This is a genomic window from Pseudomonas sp. RIT-PI-q (genome assembly GCF_001297125.1).
Classification (GTDB): Bacteria; Pseudomonadota; Gammaproteobacteria; order Pseudomonadales; family Pseudomonadaceae; genus Aquipseudomonas.
This window is the reverse complement of record NZ_LHPC01000044.1, coordinates 38,664-52,740: the sequence shown is the minus strand read 5'-3', so window position 1 is coordinate 52,740 and position 14,077 is coordinate 38,664. Positions and strand designations below refer to the sequence as shown.

Sequence of the window (14,077 nt, the reverse complement as noted above, 5' to 3'; positions counted from 1 at the left end):
AGGTTTAACCCCCGGCGTAGTCTGTACAGAAAGGTAAACGAGGCCCCTATGACTGTACCTATCGCAATCATCGGCACCGGCATCGCCGGGCTTTCAGCCGCCCAGGCGCTCACCGAGACCGGGCATGTCGTTCAACTTTTCGATAAAAGCCGCTGCAGTGGCGGGCGCATGTCGAGCAAGCGCAGTGATGCGGGTGCCCTGGACATGGGCGCGCAATATTTCACTGCCCGCGATCGCCGCTTCGTCACGGAAGTCACGCGCTGGCAAGCCAATGGTTGGGTCGCCGAGTGGACGCCGCAGCTCTACACCTACCACGGCGGGCAGCTCAACCTGTCGCCGGACGAGCAGACTCGCTGGGTCGGCACACCGCGCATGAGTGCTATCACCCGCGGCCTGCTCGGTGACCTCGAAGTGCATTTCGCCTGCCGGATCACCGAGGTTTTTCGCGGTGAAGAACACTGGCATCTGCAGGACGCCGATGGCTTCACCCACGGTCCTTTCAGCCATGTGGTGATCGCCACGCCGGCGCCTCAAGCGACCGCGCTGCTGGCCTCCGCGCCGAAACTCGCCGGCGCCGCCGCCGGGGTGAAAATGGACCCGACCTGGGCGGTCGCGCTGGCCTTCGATACACCGCTGGATACGCCCATGGAAGGCTGCTTCGTGCAAGACAGCCCGCTCGACTGGCTGGCGCGCAATCGCAGCAAACCCGGGCGCGACAACACGCTGGACACCTGGGTCCTGCACGCCACCAGCACCTGGAGCCGGCAACACATCGACCTGTCCAAGGAAGCAGTGATCGAGCAATTGCACGGCGCTTTCGCCGAGTTGCTGCACAGCGCCATGCCCGCCCCGACCTTCAGCCTGGCCCACCGCTGGCTCTACGCCCGTCCCGCCAGCAGCCACGAATGGGGCGTTCTGGCTGATGCCGACCTGGGGTTGTATGTGTGTGGCGACTGGTGCCTGTCCGGCCGCGTCGAAGGTGCCTGGCTCAGCGGCCAGGAAGCCGCCCGCCGCCTGCATGAACACCTGCAGTGAAGCGTATCGATCCGCGCAACTTGCTGCTGTCGACATGGGCAGCAGCCCACCCGTAAAACCGCGTGACGAGCTATCTCAGGATCACCCCGATCCCTGTAGGAGCGAGCTTGCTCGCGAAGGTCGTCAACGATAACGCTGTAAATCGGTTTCCCGTGGCGCTCTCTGGTTTTTCGCGAGCGAGCTCGCTCCTACAGGGCCTCAAAAAACCTATACAAACAATTTGACTTGTACACCTTTGAATCTATGATGAAGTAATGTTGTACAGAACAAATTATCTGTACAGGTTTTGATTCCGAGGTGCTTCGATGCCCCACGCCGCCGTAAAACCGAAAATAGCGATCAGCGCCTGCCTGATGGGGGCCGAGGTGCGTTACAACGGCGGTCACAAGGAATCGCGGCTGTGCAGCCAAGTCCTCACTGACTACTTCGATTTCATCCCGGTGTGCCCGGAAGTCGCCATCGGCCTTGGCACCCCGCGAGAGCCAATCCGTCTGGTGGGCGATCCCGATCAACCCCAGGCCATCGGCACGATCAATCCCGATATCAACGTTACCCGGCCACTGGCTAAGTACGGCCAGAAAATGGCTGCGGAGTTGGGCGAAATCTGCGGCTACATCTTCATGCAGAAATCCCCTTCCTGCGGCCTGGAACGGGTCAAGGTCTACCACGCCAACGGCGCACCGGTAGACGGCGGTGGCCGTGGCATCTATGCCCGGGCCTTCTGCGCCCTGCACCCGGATTTGCCGGTGGAAGAAGACGGTCGACTCAACGACCCGGTCCTGCGGGAAAACTTCCTCACCCGCGTGTTCGCCTACAACGCCTGGCAGCAGTTGCGCCAGGCAGGCTTGACCCGTCGCGGGCTCACGGACTTTCACTCGCGCTACAAATACCTGCTGATGGCCCACAACCCGGTGCAATACAAAACCCTGGGCAACCTGCTGGGTAACATGGGGCAAACCGACCCCAACGAACTCGGCCCACGCTATTTCAGCGAGTTGATGGCCGCCTTGAAAAAATGCGCCACCCGCCGCACTCACACCAACGTCTTGCAACACATCAGCGGCTACCTCAAACAGGCGATCAGCGCTGAGGACAAACAGGAAATGCAACACGTCATCGGCCAATACCGCCATGGCATCGTGCCGCTGGTGGTGCCGCTGACCCTGCTCAAACATTACTTTCGCCAACACCCGGATCCCTATATTGCGCAGCAGGTTTACCTGCAACCGCACCCGGAAAATCTCAGTCTGCGAAACGCAATCTAATGAAAACCCAACTCGACAGCAGCGCCCGCGAAGACCTCGGCACGGACTTCAAGAAGGCCCTCGAAGAAGGCTGGCTGCCGATCCGCGAAGTTGCCCGGCAAACCGGGGTCAACGCCGTCACCCTGCGCGCCTGGGAACGGCGTTATGGCCTGATCGTGCCGCAACGTACGCCCAAGGGCCATCGGCTGTTCTCGGTCGAACACGTTCAACGCATCCTGACGATTCTCACCTGGCTTAACCGTGGCGTCGCCGTCAGCCAGGTCAAGCAACTGCTCGACACCCCGCAGGCCTTTACCGAGTTCGTCGAAAACGATTGGCAGGTGCTGTGCCAGACGTTGCTGCAAGCGGTGATTGAACTGAACGAGCGCACCCTCGATGACACCGTCAATCAGGCGATGGCGCTGTATCCGCCGCGAACCTTGTGCGCACAACTGTTGATGCCGTTGCTGGCGGAACTGGAACAACGCTGGCAAGGCCAGTTTGGCGCACAGATGGAGCGGGTATTTTTTTACTCCTGGTTGCGCAGCAAATTTGGCGCACGCATCTACCATAACAACCGTCAGTTGCGCGGTGCGCCGCTGCTGTTGATCAATCACTCGGACTTGCCGCTGGAACCTCACCTGTGGCTCACCGCGTGGCTGATCAGCAGTGCCGATTGCCCTGTGGAAGTGTTCGACTGGCCACTGCCCGCCGGCGAACTTGCGCTGGCGGTTGATCACCTGCAAGCCCGTGGCGTACTGCTGTATTCCAGCAAAGCCATAAACCTTGCGCAGCTGCCGAAACTTTTGAATGGTGTCAGTTGCCCAAAAATGATTGCCGGACCAACGGTGTGCATCCATCACGCCGAGTTGTCTGCAAGAACTACCGAAATCGCTGACTTGTTCCTGGCCGAAGATCCGCTATCGGCTCATCAGGAACTGGTTCAGCGCGGACTCATTTAAATGTTCGCCATGGACACCACCATGCAATTGATCTGGCTGCGCAGCGACTTGCGCCTACATGACAACACCGCCCTCTCGGCCGCCGCAGCCTGCGGCCCGAGTGTGGCGGTGTACTTGCTGAGCCCGGAGCAATGGCGCGAACACGACGCTGCGCCCTGCAAAGTTGACTTCTGGTTGCGTAACCTGAGCGAGTTGAGCCGCGCTTTGGGCGAATTGAACATTCCCCTGCTGATCCGCAAGGCTCCACGCTGGCAAGACGTTCCGGCCGTGCTGCTCGATCTTTGCCAGCAGTTGAAAATCGACGCCGTGCATGCCAATGAGGAATACGGCATTCATGAAACCCGTCGCGACCGGTGGGTCGCCGACGCGCTAAAGGCCGAGGGCATCGACTTTCACCGCTACCTCGATCAGTTGCTGTTCAAACCCGGCACTGTGCTGACCAAGACTGGCAGCTATTTCCAGGTCTTCAGTCAGTTCCGCAAAGTCTGCTACGAGCGTCTGCACAGATCGTTGCCGGACCCGGTGAGTAAACCCGGGGTACAAGCCCCGTTGCACATCGACAGCGACAAAATCCCCGCCAGCGTCGAGGGTTTCGAAACACCCAGCGACGGTTTGCGTGCCCTCTGGCCGGCCGGTGAAACCGAAGCCCAACGCCGACTCGAGACCTTCGCCGACGCCCAGATCGACTACTACAAAAGCGAACGCGATTTCCCGGCGAAACCCGGCACCAGCCAGCTCTCGGCCTATCTCGCTGCTGGCGTGATTTCACCGCGTCAGTGCCTGCACGCGGCCCTGCACAGCAATCAGGGTGAGTTCGAAAGCGGCAAGGTCGGCGCCGTCACCTGGATCAACGAACTGCTGTGGCGCGAGTTCTACAAACACATTTTGGTGGGTTACCCACGGGTTTCGCGTCACCGCGCCTTTCGCCCGGAAACCGAAGCCCTGGCCTGGCGCGACGCGCCGGATGAACTTGCCGCGTGGAAAGAAGCCCGCACCGGCCTGCCGATCATCGACGCAGCCATGCGCCAATTGCTTGAAACCGGATGGATGCACAACCGCTTGCGCATGGTGGCGGCGATGTTCCTGACCAAGAACCTGCTGATCGACTGGCGTGAAGGCGAGCGTTTTTTCATGCGCCACCTGATCGATGGCGATCTCGCCGCGAACAACGGTGGCTGGCAGTGGAGTTCGTCCACCGGCACCGATTCGGCGCCCTACTTCCGGATTTTCAACCCACTGAGCCAGTCGGAAAAATTCGACACCGACGGCGTGTTCATCAAGCACTGGCTGCCGGAACTGGCCGGGCTGGACAAAAAACAAGTGCATAACCCTGCCAACGTCGGCGGGTTATTTGGCGTTGCGGATTATCCAATGCCGATCGTCAATCTCAGTATGTCTCGCGAACGGGCGCTGACCGCGTTCAAGAACCTGCCGTCGCGACAAGGGTTATCGCCACCGGGATAACTTCGATGCCGGGGCACTGCTTTATGAATATTTACCCGTATTGGGCCAGGCGATTGCCTGGCTGAAAAGGAGAATGGGATGAGCCTTACCCCTCAACGCCGATATTGGCTGACCGGCGCCAGCAACGGCATTGGCGCCGCGTTGGCCGAAGAAATTTTAAAAACCGGCGCCCACCTGGCTGTCAGCTCACGTTCGTTGGCACCACTGAAAGTCTTGTCCCAGCGTTATCCGGGGCAAGTGCTGGTACTGGCGGGCGACCTGACCAACAGTCAGACCGTGCGCGAAATCGGCGAGCAGATTGCCAAGGAATGGGGCTCACTGGACACAGTGATTCTTAACGCCGGCACGTGCGAATACGTTGACGCCAAGCAGTTCGATGCCTCGATCGTCGAACACGTGGTGCGCACCAACTTGCTGGCCAGCAGCTATTGCATCGAAGCGGCCCTGCCGCTGTTGCGGGCCGGAACTGCGGCGCATCTGGTGGGTGTCGCCAGTTCGGTGACCTACCTTCCACTGCCACGGGCCGAAGCCTATGGTACGTCGAAGGCCGGGTTGCGTTACCTGTTCGAATCCCTGCGCATCGATCTGGCCCCGGAAGGCATTGAAGTCACTGTGGTCAGCCCGGGGTTTGTCGACACGCCACTGATGGCAAAAAACGACTTCCCTATGCCACTCAGCTGGCCGGTGGATAAAACCGCGCGGCACATTTTCGACCAACTCAAAAACCGTCCACTGGAGATCGCCTTACCGGCAATGCTAATGGCAGCCCTGTGGCCGCTATCGAAATTGCCTGACCGGATAAAACTGGAGATCGGCAAACGGATGGTGCGCAGCAGCCCACCGATCATGGATCAACCGTGAAATAGCGATTGTTGCCATCGGACTACGCTGAGCGCTGCTGTGAGCGTCTGTCAGGCCTTTCACACAGCGCCGGTCCACTGCCTTACACTGCGTGCCATGAAAACCATTCCCCACACGCAAATCGCCGAACCGGCGATCACTTGCTCGACCTGCGCAGCCTGTTGCTGCCAGCTCGAAGTCATGTTGATCACCGACACGGGCGTGCCCGAACGATTTATCGATACCGATGATTGGGGCGGGGAAGTCATGCTGCGCCTGGATGACGGCTGGTGCGCCGCATTGGATCGCAACACCATGATGTGCACCATCTACGAAAAACGCCCGCTGATCTGCCGGGAATTCGAGATGGGCGCGCCAGAATGCATCGACGAACGCCAGGGGATTACCACGGCGTATCGGTGAGTCAAAGATGTGCCGTCAGTGCTGACGCTATCGCGGGCAAGCCCGCTCCCACAGGTTTAGTGATCTCCTGTGGGAGCGAGGCTTGCCCGCGATGCTTTTGACGTTACAGCGGCATGGTGTAGTGAAGCGCGTAGCTTTCTACACCGTCGTTCGGGCTGCTGATCCCGGCATTGGAATAGTGCGTCGCGCGAATCCCGACTTCATGCCCGCCGGTAAAGCGCAGACCAAAGCCGAACCGGTCTTCGAACTGAAAGGCATTGCCGAGGTTGTTGTTTTCGACTTCGGTATTGGCGAACACCGCCACACCAACGCCCAACTCTACATAGGGTTTGACGGTCTGCCCGGCAAACTCGTAAACAAACACCGGCGAGAACGACAGGCTGTGGTTGCTGGAGGTCTTGTCCCCCTCCCAATAGGTGTAAGCGCCGCTCCAGTAACCGGTCAAACGACCGACGTCACTTTGCAGCCAGCTCTTGTCCCAATCGAATTGCATGCCTAGTCGATAGGTCATGGTCGAATCGCTGGTCTGGCCGACCCCGAACTCCACGCCTGCCGCCTGTGCGGTAATACTTTGCCCCATCAGTGCGGCCGCAATCGCGGCCAAGCAGAATAGTCGCTTCATTAGAAACATCCTTTTCCGAACGATTTCGTATGGTTTTTTTGTTGCTTACCGCTATAGAAGCCGACGTTTAATCAGAAGTTCACCCCAATTATTCGTTTACCCCAAAGATCTGTTTACACCGTGAAGCTTTGCACAACGCCGGCGGTATTCCACAGGATCGGCAAGATATTTCTGAAATGCTCCGGATCGGCACTCGTCCAGAATTGCGCGGCGCGTGCAGGCCCCTCGGCGAGCAACTCACGCTCGGCCAGCAAACGTTGAAGTTGCCGCGCTACAGCGGCACCGGTGTCAATCAAGCTGATGTCATCGGGGATCATCTGCTTAAGCAATGGCTTTAGGAAGGGATAATGCGTGCAGCCGAGAATTATCGTGTCGCACCCGGCGCCGAGCAGCGGTTCCACATACCGGGCCAGTAACTGACGCAACGCCAGACTGTGCAAATCGCCGTTTTCAATCAGCTCGACCAGGCCCGGACACGGCTGCGTAATCACCCGCACATCCGTGGCGAAACGATCGAGCAGCGCGGCGAACTTGGCACTCTGCAAGGTGCCGGTGGTGGCCAGCACACCGACCACGCCACTGCGGGTGGCGGCGGCGGCAGGTTTGACCGCCGGCTCCATGCCGACAATGGGCCACTCGGGATAGTCGCGCCGCAAGTCTGCAACACCAGCCACCGTCGCTGTGTTGCAGGCCAGCACCAGGGCCTTGGCGCCCTGTTGCTGAAAAAATTCGGCCATCACGCTGCAACGCTGACGGATGAATTCCGGGGTTTTCTCGCCGTACGGAATATTCCCGCAATCGGCGACGTACATCAGTGATTCATTGGGCAGTAAACGCTGGATCTCGGCCAACACCGAAAGCCCGCCGACGCCGGAGTCGAACACGCCGATCGGCGCTTCACGCATGGGCCGTACCACAGACACTGCAACCCGGATCACGCTTGACCCGCAATTCACGAAAGCGCGTACCCAAGGCATCGATCAACAACAGACGTCCCACCAGCGGTTCGCCGAAACCCGCCAGCAGTTTCATCGCTTCCAGCGCCTGAAGGCTACCGACCAGCCCAACCAAAGGGCCGACAACACCCGCTTCGCTGCAGGTCAGCTCGGCTGCGCTGCCGTGCCCGTATAAACAGTGGTAGCACGGACTTTCCGGACGGCGCGGGTCGAACACCGACAACTGCCCTTCAAGACGAATCGCCGCGCCGCTGACCAGCGGTTTGCCGGCCGCCACACACGCGGCGTTGACCGCTTCGCGGGTGGAAAAATTATCGGAACAGTCCAGCACCAGATCCACGGCAGCCACGGCAGCGGCCAGGGAATCTTCGTCCAGTGCGGCGCGATGGGCGATCAATTGAATCTCGGGATTGATCGCGCTCAAACGGCGGATCGCCGAATCAACCTTGCTCGTGCCCACACTGTCGGTGTCGGGAATGAGCTGGCGTTGCAGGTTGGTCAGGTCGGCAGTGTCGAAGTCCGCCAGGTGCAGCGCACCGCCGCCAGCGGCGGCCAGGTACAGCGCAACGGGTGAACCGAGACCGCCGAGGCCGACGATCAGCACACGGCTTTCTTTGAGTCGCAGCTGACCGTCGATGTCGACGTGCTGCAACAGAATCTGCCGGCTGTAGCGCAACAATTCCTGATCATTCAGCACGGCAGTCGTCCCAGGCTGATGCGTTGGTGACCGCCCAGATCGGTGCGGCTGTGGACGTCTTCAAAGCCGCGAGTCAGCAACAGATCGCGCACGGCCTCGGCTTGATCGTAACCGTGTTCGAGCATCAACCAACCGCCCGCCTCAAGGTAATCCGGTGCCTGGGCGACGATCAGACGCAGATCGTCGAGCCCATCGATACCCGCCACCAACGCACTGGCAGGTTCGAAACGCACGTCACCTTCCACCAGATGCGGATCAGCCGATGCGATGTAAGGCGGGTTGCTGATGATCAGTTGAAAACGCGGACCTTGCAGCGCGCTGAACCAATGACTGCTCAGCACGGTGGCGTTGTTCAGGTGCAGGCGCTGACGATTACGCTCGGCCAGGGCTACGGCTTCCAGCACGCGATCCACGGCGGTGACCTTCCACGCCGGACGCTCACTGGCCAGTGCCAACGCGATGGCGCCGCTGCCGGTGCCCAAGTCGAGAACGCTGGCCGGTGTGGCGGGCAGCAATTCCAGTGCGGCTTCCACCAGCAGCTCGGTGTCCGGACGCGGAATCAGCGTGTGCGGCGCGACTTCCAGATCGAGCTTCCAGAAACCTTGCTGGCCAAGAATGTAGGCCACCGGCTCGCCGCCGCGACGACGCTGCAAATAGTCGGCAAAAGTCAGTGCCGCTTCGCTCGGAACGATGCGCTCGGGCCAGGTGTGCAGAAAACTGCGGGACTTGCCCAAGGCAGCCGCCAGCAACAATTCGGCATCCAGGCGCGCGGTGGGCGAGTCAGGCAAATCGGCGGCGCGCAACAAACTGGCAATGATCGTCATTTACTCACCTATCGCCGCCAATTGGTCGGCCTGGTATTCGGCCAGCAATGGCTCGATCACTGCGTCGACGCCACCCGCGAGGATTTCGTCGAGGGAATACAGCGTCAGGTTGACCCGGTGGTCGGTGACCCGACCCTGGGCAAAGTTATACGTGCGAATCCGCTCGGAGCGATCGCCCGAACCTACCAGCAGTTTACGCTCGCTGGCGATGGCATTGGCCGCGGCGCTGGTCTGCTGGTCGTTGAGCTTGGCCGACAGCCAGGACATCGCCCGTGCGCGGTTCTTATGCTGGGAACGTTCTTCCTGGCACTCCACGACAATACCGGACGGCAAGTGCGTGATGCGGATCGCCGAGTCCGTCTTGTTGACGTGCTGACCGCCAGCCCCGGAGGACTTGTAGGTATCGATGCGCAAATCGGACGGGTTAATCTCGATTGCTTCCTGCTCGTCCGGCTCCGGCAACACCGCCACGGTGCACGCCGAGGTGTGGATGCGGCCTTGGGATTCAGTCGCCGGAACCCGCTGCACGCGGTGCGCGCCGGATTCGAACTTCAGCTTGCCGTAGACATTCTCGCCTTCGACGCGAGCGATGACTTCTTTAAAGCCACCGTGCTCACCGATGTTCTCCGAGAGAATTTCCACCCGCCAGCCGCGACGCTCGGCGTAACGCGAATACATGCGGAACAGGTCGCCGGAGAAAATCGCCGCTTCGTCACCGCCGGTGCCGGCACGGATTTCGAGGAACACGTTGCGACCGTCGTTCGGGTCCTTGGGCAGCAGCATGCGTTGCAGGCTGGCTTCGAGTTCGATCAGTTGCTCTTTGGCTTCGCGGACTTCTTCCACGGCCATTTCACGCATGTCCGGGTCGCTGTCCTTGAGCAGTGCCTGGGCACCTTCGAGGTCGTCCTGGGTTTTCAGCAACTGTTTATAGGTGTCGACAATCGGCTCGACTTCCGCGTATTCCTTGGAATAGGTGCGGAATTTGGTCTGATCGGAAATGACCTCGCCGTCGCCAAGCAAGGCGGTCAATTCCTCGAAACGGTCCTGGAGGATGTCCAGCTTATTGAGCAGTGACGCTTTCATTGCGGTTTTTTATCCGAAAAGCTATCCGATGAGCCCTCACCGAGGGCAAAGAGTTCCTGGGCCATGGCCAGTGCATCGAGGCGGCCTTCGGCAGAGAGCTTTTTCAACTGCACGCTCGGTGCGTGCAAGAGTTTGTTGGTCAGGCCGCGCGCCAACTGCACCAGCACATCTTCGGCGCTGCTGCCGTTGGCCAGCATGCGCTGGGCTTTCTGCAATTCTTCGTCGCGCATGCGCTCGCTTTGTTGGCGATAGGCCTTGAGCACATCCACCGCCGCCAGCTCACGCAGGCGCACCATGAAATCTTCAGCGCCGACCGAGACCATCTCTTCGGCCGCCTGGGCAGCACCCTGACGACTCTTGAGGTTCTCGGCGACGACTTCGTGGAGGTCGTCGACGCTGTACAGGTAAACGTCGTCCAACTCGCCGACTTCCGGCTCGATATCCCGCGGTACGGCGATATCCACCATGAAGATCGGCTTATGCTTGCGCAGTTTCAAGGCGCTTTCCACCGCGCCTTTACCGAGAATCGGCAACTGGCTGGCGGTGGAGCTGATGACGATGTCGCTGCGCACCAGTTCTGCCGGAATGTCCGAGAGCAACACCGCATGGGCGCCAAACTGTTCGGCGAGGATGCTCGCGCGCTCCAGCGTCCGGTTGGCGACAACGATGCGCTTCACACCCAGTTCGTGCAGATGCCGCGCAACCAGGGTGATGGTCTCGCCGGCGCCGATCAGCAAGGCCTGGCTGCGTTGCAAGTCGCTGAAAATCTGCTTCGCCAGGCTGACTGCGGCAAATGCCACCGACACCGGGTTCTCGCCAATGGCGGTGTCGGTGCGCACTTGTTTGGCGGCGTTGAACGTCGCCTGAAACAAACGCCCGAGCAGCGGACCGATGGTCCCGGCCTCGCGCGCCACGGCATAAGCCGATTTCATCTGACCGAGAATCTGCGGTTCGCCCAACACCAGCGAATCGAGCCCGGAGGCCACCCGCATCATGTGACGAACTGCCGCATCATCTTCATGCACATAAGCGCTCGCGCGCAGCTCTTCGAGGCTCAAATGGTGATAATCGGCCAGCCAGCGCAGGATGATGTCCGCCGAAAGGTGGTCCTGCTCTATATAAAGCTCACTGCGATTGCAGGTGGAGAGGATCGCAGCTTCGCGGCTGTCGGTGAGTCGGCAGAGCTGCTGCAAGGCCTCCACCAGCTGCTCAGGGGTAAAGGCCACGCGCTCGCGGACGTCTACTGAAGCAGTCTTGTGGTTAATACCGAGTGCAAGGAAGGCCATTCAAAGTCGCTGATGGTGACGTGAAGCCGGCAATTGTCCTACTTCGCCAGAGCTAGAACAACTACCGCTGACTATTGTCCCGATACGGCACGGCTATTAAGCAGGCAAAGACCTGTAGGAGCTGGCTTGCCAGCGAAGGGGACTTCAGGTCCTGCAGCGAGCAAATGGACGCCTTCGCTGGCAAGCCAGCTCCTACAGGGAGCGGCGTTCGCGGCAAATTGACAGGCCGGTTATGTTTGGCTGAAGGCTTGTGTCATGATGATCCGACCGCAGGTTAGTCGTCCTCTTCCTATATGAATAGATCTTCCGCGTTGCTCCTCGCTTTTGTCTTCCTCAGCGGCTGCCAGGCCTTGGCGCCCGTTTCGTCGGACGGTACGCCGCCGGTCGAAGACAGTAACCCAGCCCCTGAAAAGCCCAAGGTTTACAGCTCATTCAGTGAAGAAACCGTCTTCAGCCTGTTGAGCGCCGAACTGGCTGGCCAGCGCAATCGTTTCGACATTGCCTTGGACAACTACGTGACCCAGGCCATCAACACTCAGGATCCGGGCATCTCCGAGCGGGCATTCCGTATCGCCGAGTACCTGGGCGCCGATCAGGCCGCCCTGGATACCGCGCTGATCTGGGCGAAAAACGCCCCGGACGACCTCGAAGCCCAACGGGCCGCAGCCGTACAACTGGCTCGCGCCGGGCGTTATGACGACTCCATGGTCTATATGGAGAAAGTCCTGCAAGGCAAGGGCGACACCCATTTCGACTTCCTTGCCTTGTCGGCGGCCGATACCGACCAGGACACGCGCAACGGCTTGATGAAAAGTTTTGACCGTTTATTGCAGCGTCATCCGAACAACAGCCAGCTGATTTTCGGCAAGGCCTTGCTGCTGCAACAGGACGGCGATTCCAAAGGCGCACTGGCGTTGCTGGAAGACAATCCGCCGGACGAGGGCGAAATCGCACCGATCCTGCTGCGCGCACGCCTGCTGCAAACGCTTGATCGCGGCGATGAAGCCCTGCCACTGCTGCAAAAGAGCATCAAAAAGTACCCGGACGACAAACGCCTGCGCCTGACCTACGCGCGCATGCTGGTTGAACAAGACCGCATGGACGACGCCAAAGCCGAGTTTTCGAGCCTGGTCCAGCAATACCCGGAAGACGACGAACTGCGTTATTCCCTGGCGTTGGTCTGCCTGGAAGCCAAGGCCTGGGACGAGGCCAAGGGTTACCTGGAAGACCTGATCGCACGAGAAAGCCACGTCGATTCGGCGCACCTGAACCTCGGTCGTATCGCTGAAGAGCGCAACGACCCGCAAGGCGCGCTGATCGAGTACGCCCAGGTCGGCCCGGGTAACGACTATCTGCCGGCGCAATTGCGTCAGGCCGATATCCTGATGAACAACGGCAAGACCGCCGAAGCGCAAAGTCGCCTGGCGGCGGAGCGCGATGCTCAACCCGATTACGCGATCCAGCTGTACCTGATCGAAGCCGAAACCCTGTCCGCCAATAAGCAGGGCGACACGGCCTGGAAAGTCTTGCAGCACGCCTTGCAGCAATACCCGGACGATCTGAATCTGCTCTACACCCGGGCGATGCTTGCGGAAAAACGCAATGACCTGGCGCAGATGGAAAAAGACCTGCGACAGATCATCAAGCGCGACCCGGACAACGCAATGGCGTTGAACGCCCTCGGCTATACCTTGTCCGACCGTACGACGCGTTATGCCGAAGCCAAGGCCCTGATCGAACAGGCGCACCAGATCAATCCGGAAGACCCGGCGGTACTCGACAGCCTCGGCTGGGTGAACTTCCGCATGGGCAATCTCGATGAAGCCGAACGCCTGCTGCGCAAGGCACTGGAGCGCTTCCCCGATCAGGAAGTCGCCGCTCACCTGGGCGAAGTCCTGTGGGCCAACGGCAAGCAAAAGGAAGCCAGGCAAATCTGGGGCAAGTTCCTCAAGGAACAGCCCGACAGCCCTACCCTGCGCGGCACCATCAAGCGCCTGACCGGATCAGAGACTCTTTAAGATTATGTTTTTGCGCCACCTCATCGTTTTCAGTTTCATCGCCCTGCTCGCCGGTTGCGCGGGTTTCGGCGCCCGCGAATCGGTCCAGGGACAAGGCAACCCGGCCCAATGGCGCGAGTACAAACAGCAACTGACCAGCCTCGACGGCTGGCAGATCAACGGCAAGATCGGCATTCGCGCGCCGAAAGATTCGGGCAGCGGCACGTTGTTCTGGCTGCAGCGACAGGATTATTACGACATTCGCCTCTCCGGCCCGCTGGGTCGCGGCGCGGCACGCCTGACCGGTCGCCCCGGCAAAGTCTCGCTGGAAGTGGCCAATCAAGGTCGCTATGAAGCGCCGACGCCGGAAGTGTTGGTCGAAGAACAATTGGGCTGGAAGTTGCCGGTATCCAATCTGGCCTGGTGGGTTCGCGGGCTCCCGGCGCCGGCCAGCAAAAGCCGCCTGACACTGGACGCCGACAGCCGCCTGGCCAATCTGGAACAGGATGGCTGGCAGGTCGAATACCTCAGCTATGTCGAGCAAAACGGCTTTTGGCTGCCCGAGCGGATCAAACTGCATGGCACCGACCTTGATGTCACGCTGGTGATCAAGGAATGGCAACCGCGCAAACTGGGGCAGTGAA

General features: G+C 60.1%; 14 protein-coding genes and 1 pseudogene. 9 read left to right on the top strand and 6 right to left on the bottom strand.

Annotated features, from left to right (window positions below; translation table 11 throughout):
* Positions 1 to 48 precede the first annotated feature (48 nt).
* The 7 genes and pseudogenes from AEQ67_RS23275 to AEQ67_RS23250 all read left to right on the top strand — a co-directional run bounded on the left by AEQ67_RS23275 (position 49) and on the right by AEQ67_RS23250 (position 5,968).
* Positions 49 to 1,035, top strand: coding sequence for an NAD(P)/FAD-dependent oxidoreductase (locus AEQ67_RS23275; RefSeq protein ID WP_059406161.1), 987 nt, complete (start codon positions 49 to 51; stop codon positions 1,033 to 1,035).
* Between the two features lie 305 nt (positions 1,036 to 1,340).
* Entirely contained in the window at positions 1,341 to 2,300 is a 960-nt protein-coding gene (locus AEQ67_RS23270; RefSeq protein WP_059406160.1) for a YbgA family protein, read from the top strand.
* A complete protein-coding gene (locus AEQ67_RS23265; protein ID WP_059406159.1) occupies positions 2,300 to 3,241 on the top strand; it encodes a MerR family transcriptional regulator in 942 nt (313 codons plus the stop codon). Before AEQ67_RS23270 ends, AEQ67_RS23265 begins: the two co-directional genes overlap by 1 nt.
* A 21-nt stretch (positions 3,242 to 3,262) precedes the next feature.
* Positions 3,263 to 4,705 carry a deoxyribodipyrimidine photo-lyase gene (phrB, locus tag AEQ67_RS23260; protein ID WP_059406320.1) on the top strand — a complete coding sequence of 481 codons (1,443 nt, stop codon included), beginning with the start codon at positions 3,263 to 3,265 and terminating at the stop codon, positions 4,703 to 4,705.
* Positions 4,677 to 4,787, top strand: a pseudogene (locus AEQ67_RS34195) (nuclear transport factor 2 family protein); the annotation flags it as partial. The gene phrB and the pseudogene AEQ67_RS34195, both read left to right, overlap by 29 nt.
* Positions 4,784 to 5,566, top strand: a complete 783-nt coding sequence (locus AEQ67_RS23255) for an SDR family NAD(P)-dependent oxidoreductase (protein ID WP_059406158.1) — start codon at positions 4,784 to 4,786, stop codon at positions 5,564 to 5,566. The pseudogene AEQ67_RS34195 and the gene AEQ67_RS23255, both read left to right, overlap by 4 nt.
* A 96-nt stretch (positions 5,567 to 5,662) precedes the next feature.
* Positions 5,663 to 5,968, top strand: coding sequence for a YkgJ family cysteine cluster protein (locus AEQ67_RS23250; protein ID WP_059406157.1), 306 nt, complete (start codon positions 5,663 to 5,665; stop codon positions 5,966 to 5,968).
* A gap of 103 nt (positions 5,969 to 6,071) precedes the next feature.
* On the opposite strand, the gene AEQ67_RS23245 is transcribed toward AEQ67_RS23250, so the two are convergent.
* The 6 genes from AEQ67_RS23245 to hemA all read right to left on the bottom strand — a co-directional run bounded on the left by AEQ67_RS23245 (position 6,072) and on the right by hemA (position 11,436).
* Positions 6,072 to 6,590, bottom strand: coding sequence for an acyloxyacyl hydrolase (locus AEQ67_RS23245; RefSeq protein ID WP_059406156.1), 519 nt, complete (start codon positions 6,588 to 6,590; stop codon positions 6,072 to 6,074).
* A gap of 113 nt (positions 6,591 to 6,703) precedes the next feature.
* Positions 6,704 to 7,495, bottom strand: coding sequence for a glutamate racemase (murI, locus tag AEQ67_RS23240; protein WP_059406155.1), 792 nt, complete (start codon positions 7,493 to 7,495; stop codon positions 6,704 to 6,706).
* Positions 7,488 to 8,243 (bottom strand): molybdopterin-synthase adenylyltransferase MoeB, encoded by a 756-nt coding sequence (locus AEQ67_RS23235; protein WP_059406154.1) that lies wholly within the window; start codon positions 8,241 to 8,243, stop codon positions 7,488 to 7,490. The genes murI and AEQ67_RS23235 overlap by 8 nt, the downstream gene beginning before the upstream one ends.
* Entirely contained in the window at positions 8,237 to 9,067 is an 831-nt protein-coding gene (gene prmC / locus AEQ67_RS23230) for a peptide chain release factor N(5)-glutamine methyltransferase (RefSeq protein ID WP_059406153.1), read from the bottom strand. Before prmC ends, AEQ67_RS23235 begins: the two co-directional genes overlap by 7 nt.
* Positions 9,068 to 10,150, bottom strand: a complete 1,083-nt coding sequence (gene prfA / locus AEQ67_RS23225; protein WP_059406152.1) for a peptide chain release factor 1 — start codon at positions 10,148 to 10,150, stop codon at positions 9,068 to 9,070. It lies immediately after the preceding gene.
* A complete protein-coding gene (gene hemA, locus AEQ67_RS23220; RefSeq protein ID WP_059406151.1) occupies positions 10,147 to 11,436 on the bottom strand; it encodes a glutamyl-tRNA reductase in 1,290 nt (429 codons plus the stop codon). The genes prfA and hemA overlap by 4 nt, the downstream gene beginning before the upstream one ends.
* Positions 11,437 to 11,729: 293 nt before the next feature.
* Between hemA and AEQ67_RS23215 the strand changes: the two genes are divergently transcribed.
* Together AEQ67_RS23215 and lolB are read left to right on the top strand one after the other, a co-directional pair.
* Positions 11,730 to 13,454 carry a tetratricopeptide repeat protein gene (locus AEQ67_RS23215; protein ID WP_059406150.1) on the top strand — a complete coding sequence of 575 codons (1,725 nt, stop codon included), beginning with the start codon at positions 11,730 to 11,732 and terminating at the stop codon, positions 13,452 to 13,454.
* 4 nt (positions 13,455 to 13,458) lie between these two features.
* Complete coding sequence (lolB, locus tag AEQ67_RS23210; protein WP_059406149.1) at positions 13,459 to 14,076, top strand: lipoprotein insertase outer membrane protein LolB; 618 nt, start codon at positions 13,459 to 13,461, stop codon at positions 14,074 to 14,076.
* The last annotated feature ends 1 nt before the right edge of the window (position 14,077 follow it).

What these genes read in the sequence shown, in the direction of transcription:
- AEQ67_RS23275 (WP_059406161.1), top strand. Translation starts at nt 49, where the DNA reads ATGACTGTACCTATCGCAATCATCGGCACCGGCATCGCCGGGCTTTCA.
- AEQ67_RS23270 (WP_059406160.1), top strand. Translation starts at nt 1,341, where the DNA reads ATGCCCCACGCCGCCGTAAAACCGAAAATAGCGATCAGCGCCTGCCTG.
- AEQ67_RS23265 (WP_059406159.1), top strand. Translation starts at nt 2,300, where the DNA reads ATGAAAACCCAACTCGACAGCAGCGCCCGCGAAGACCTCGGCACGGAC.
- phrB (WP_059406320.1), top strand. Translation starts at nt 3,263, where the DNA reads ATGCAATTGATCTGGCTGCGCAGCGACTTGCGCCTACATGACAACACC.
- AEQ67_RS23255 (WP_059406158.1), top strand. Translation starts at nt 4,784, where the DNA reads ATGAGCCTTACCCCTCAACGCCGATATTGGCTGACCGGCGCCAGCAAC.
- AEQ67_RS23250 (WP_059406157.1), top strand. Translation starts at nt 5,663, where the DNA reads ATGAAAACCATTCCCCACACGCAAATCGCCGAACCGGCGATCACTTGC.
- AEQ67_RS23245 (WP_059406156.1), bottom strand. Translation starts at nt 6,590, where the DNA reads ATGAAGCGACTATTCTGCTTGGCCGCGATTGCGGCCGCACTGATGGGG.
- murI (WP_059406155.1), bottom strand. Translation starts at nt 7,495, where the DNA reads ATGCGTGAAGCGCCGATCGGCGTGTTCGACTCCGGCGTCGGCGGGCTT.
- prmC (WP_059406153.1), bottom strand. Translation starts at nt 9,067, where the DNA reads ATGACGATCATTGCCAGTTTGTTGCGCGCCGCCGATTTGCCTGACTCG.
- prfA (WP_059406152.1), bottom strand. Translation starts at nt 10,150, where the DNA reads ATGAAAGCGTCACTGCTCAATAAGCTGGACATCCTCCAGGACCGTTTC.
- hemA (WP_059406151.1), bottom strand. Translation starts at nt 11,436, where the DNA reads ATGGCCTTCCTTGCACTCGGTATTAACCACAAGACTGCTTCAGTAGAC.
- AEQ67_RS23215 (WP_059406150.1), top strand. Translation starts at nt 11,730, where the DNA reads ATGAATAGATCTTCCGCGTTGCTCCTCGCTTTTGTCTTCCTCAGCGGC.
- lolB (WP_059406149.1), top strand. Translation starts at nt 13,459, where the DNA reads ATGTTTTTGCGCCACCTCATCGTTTTCAGTTTCATCGCCCTGCTCGCC.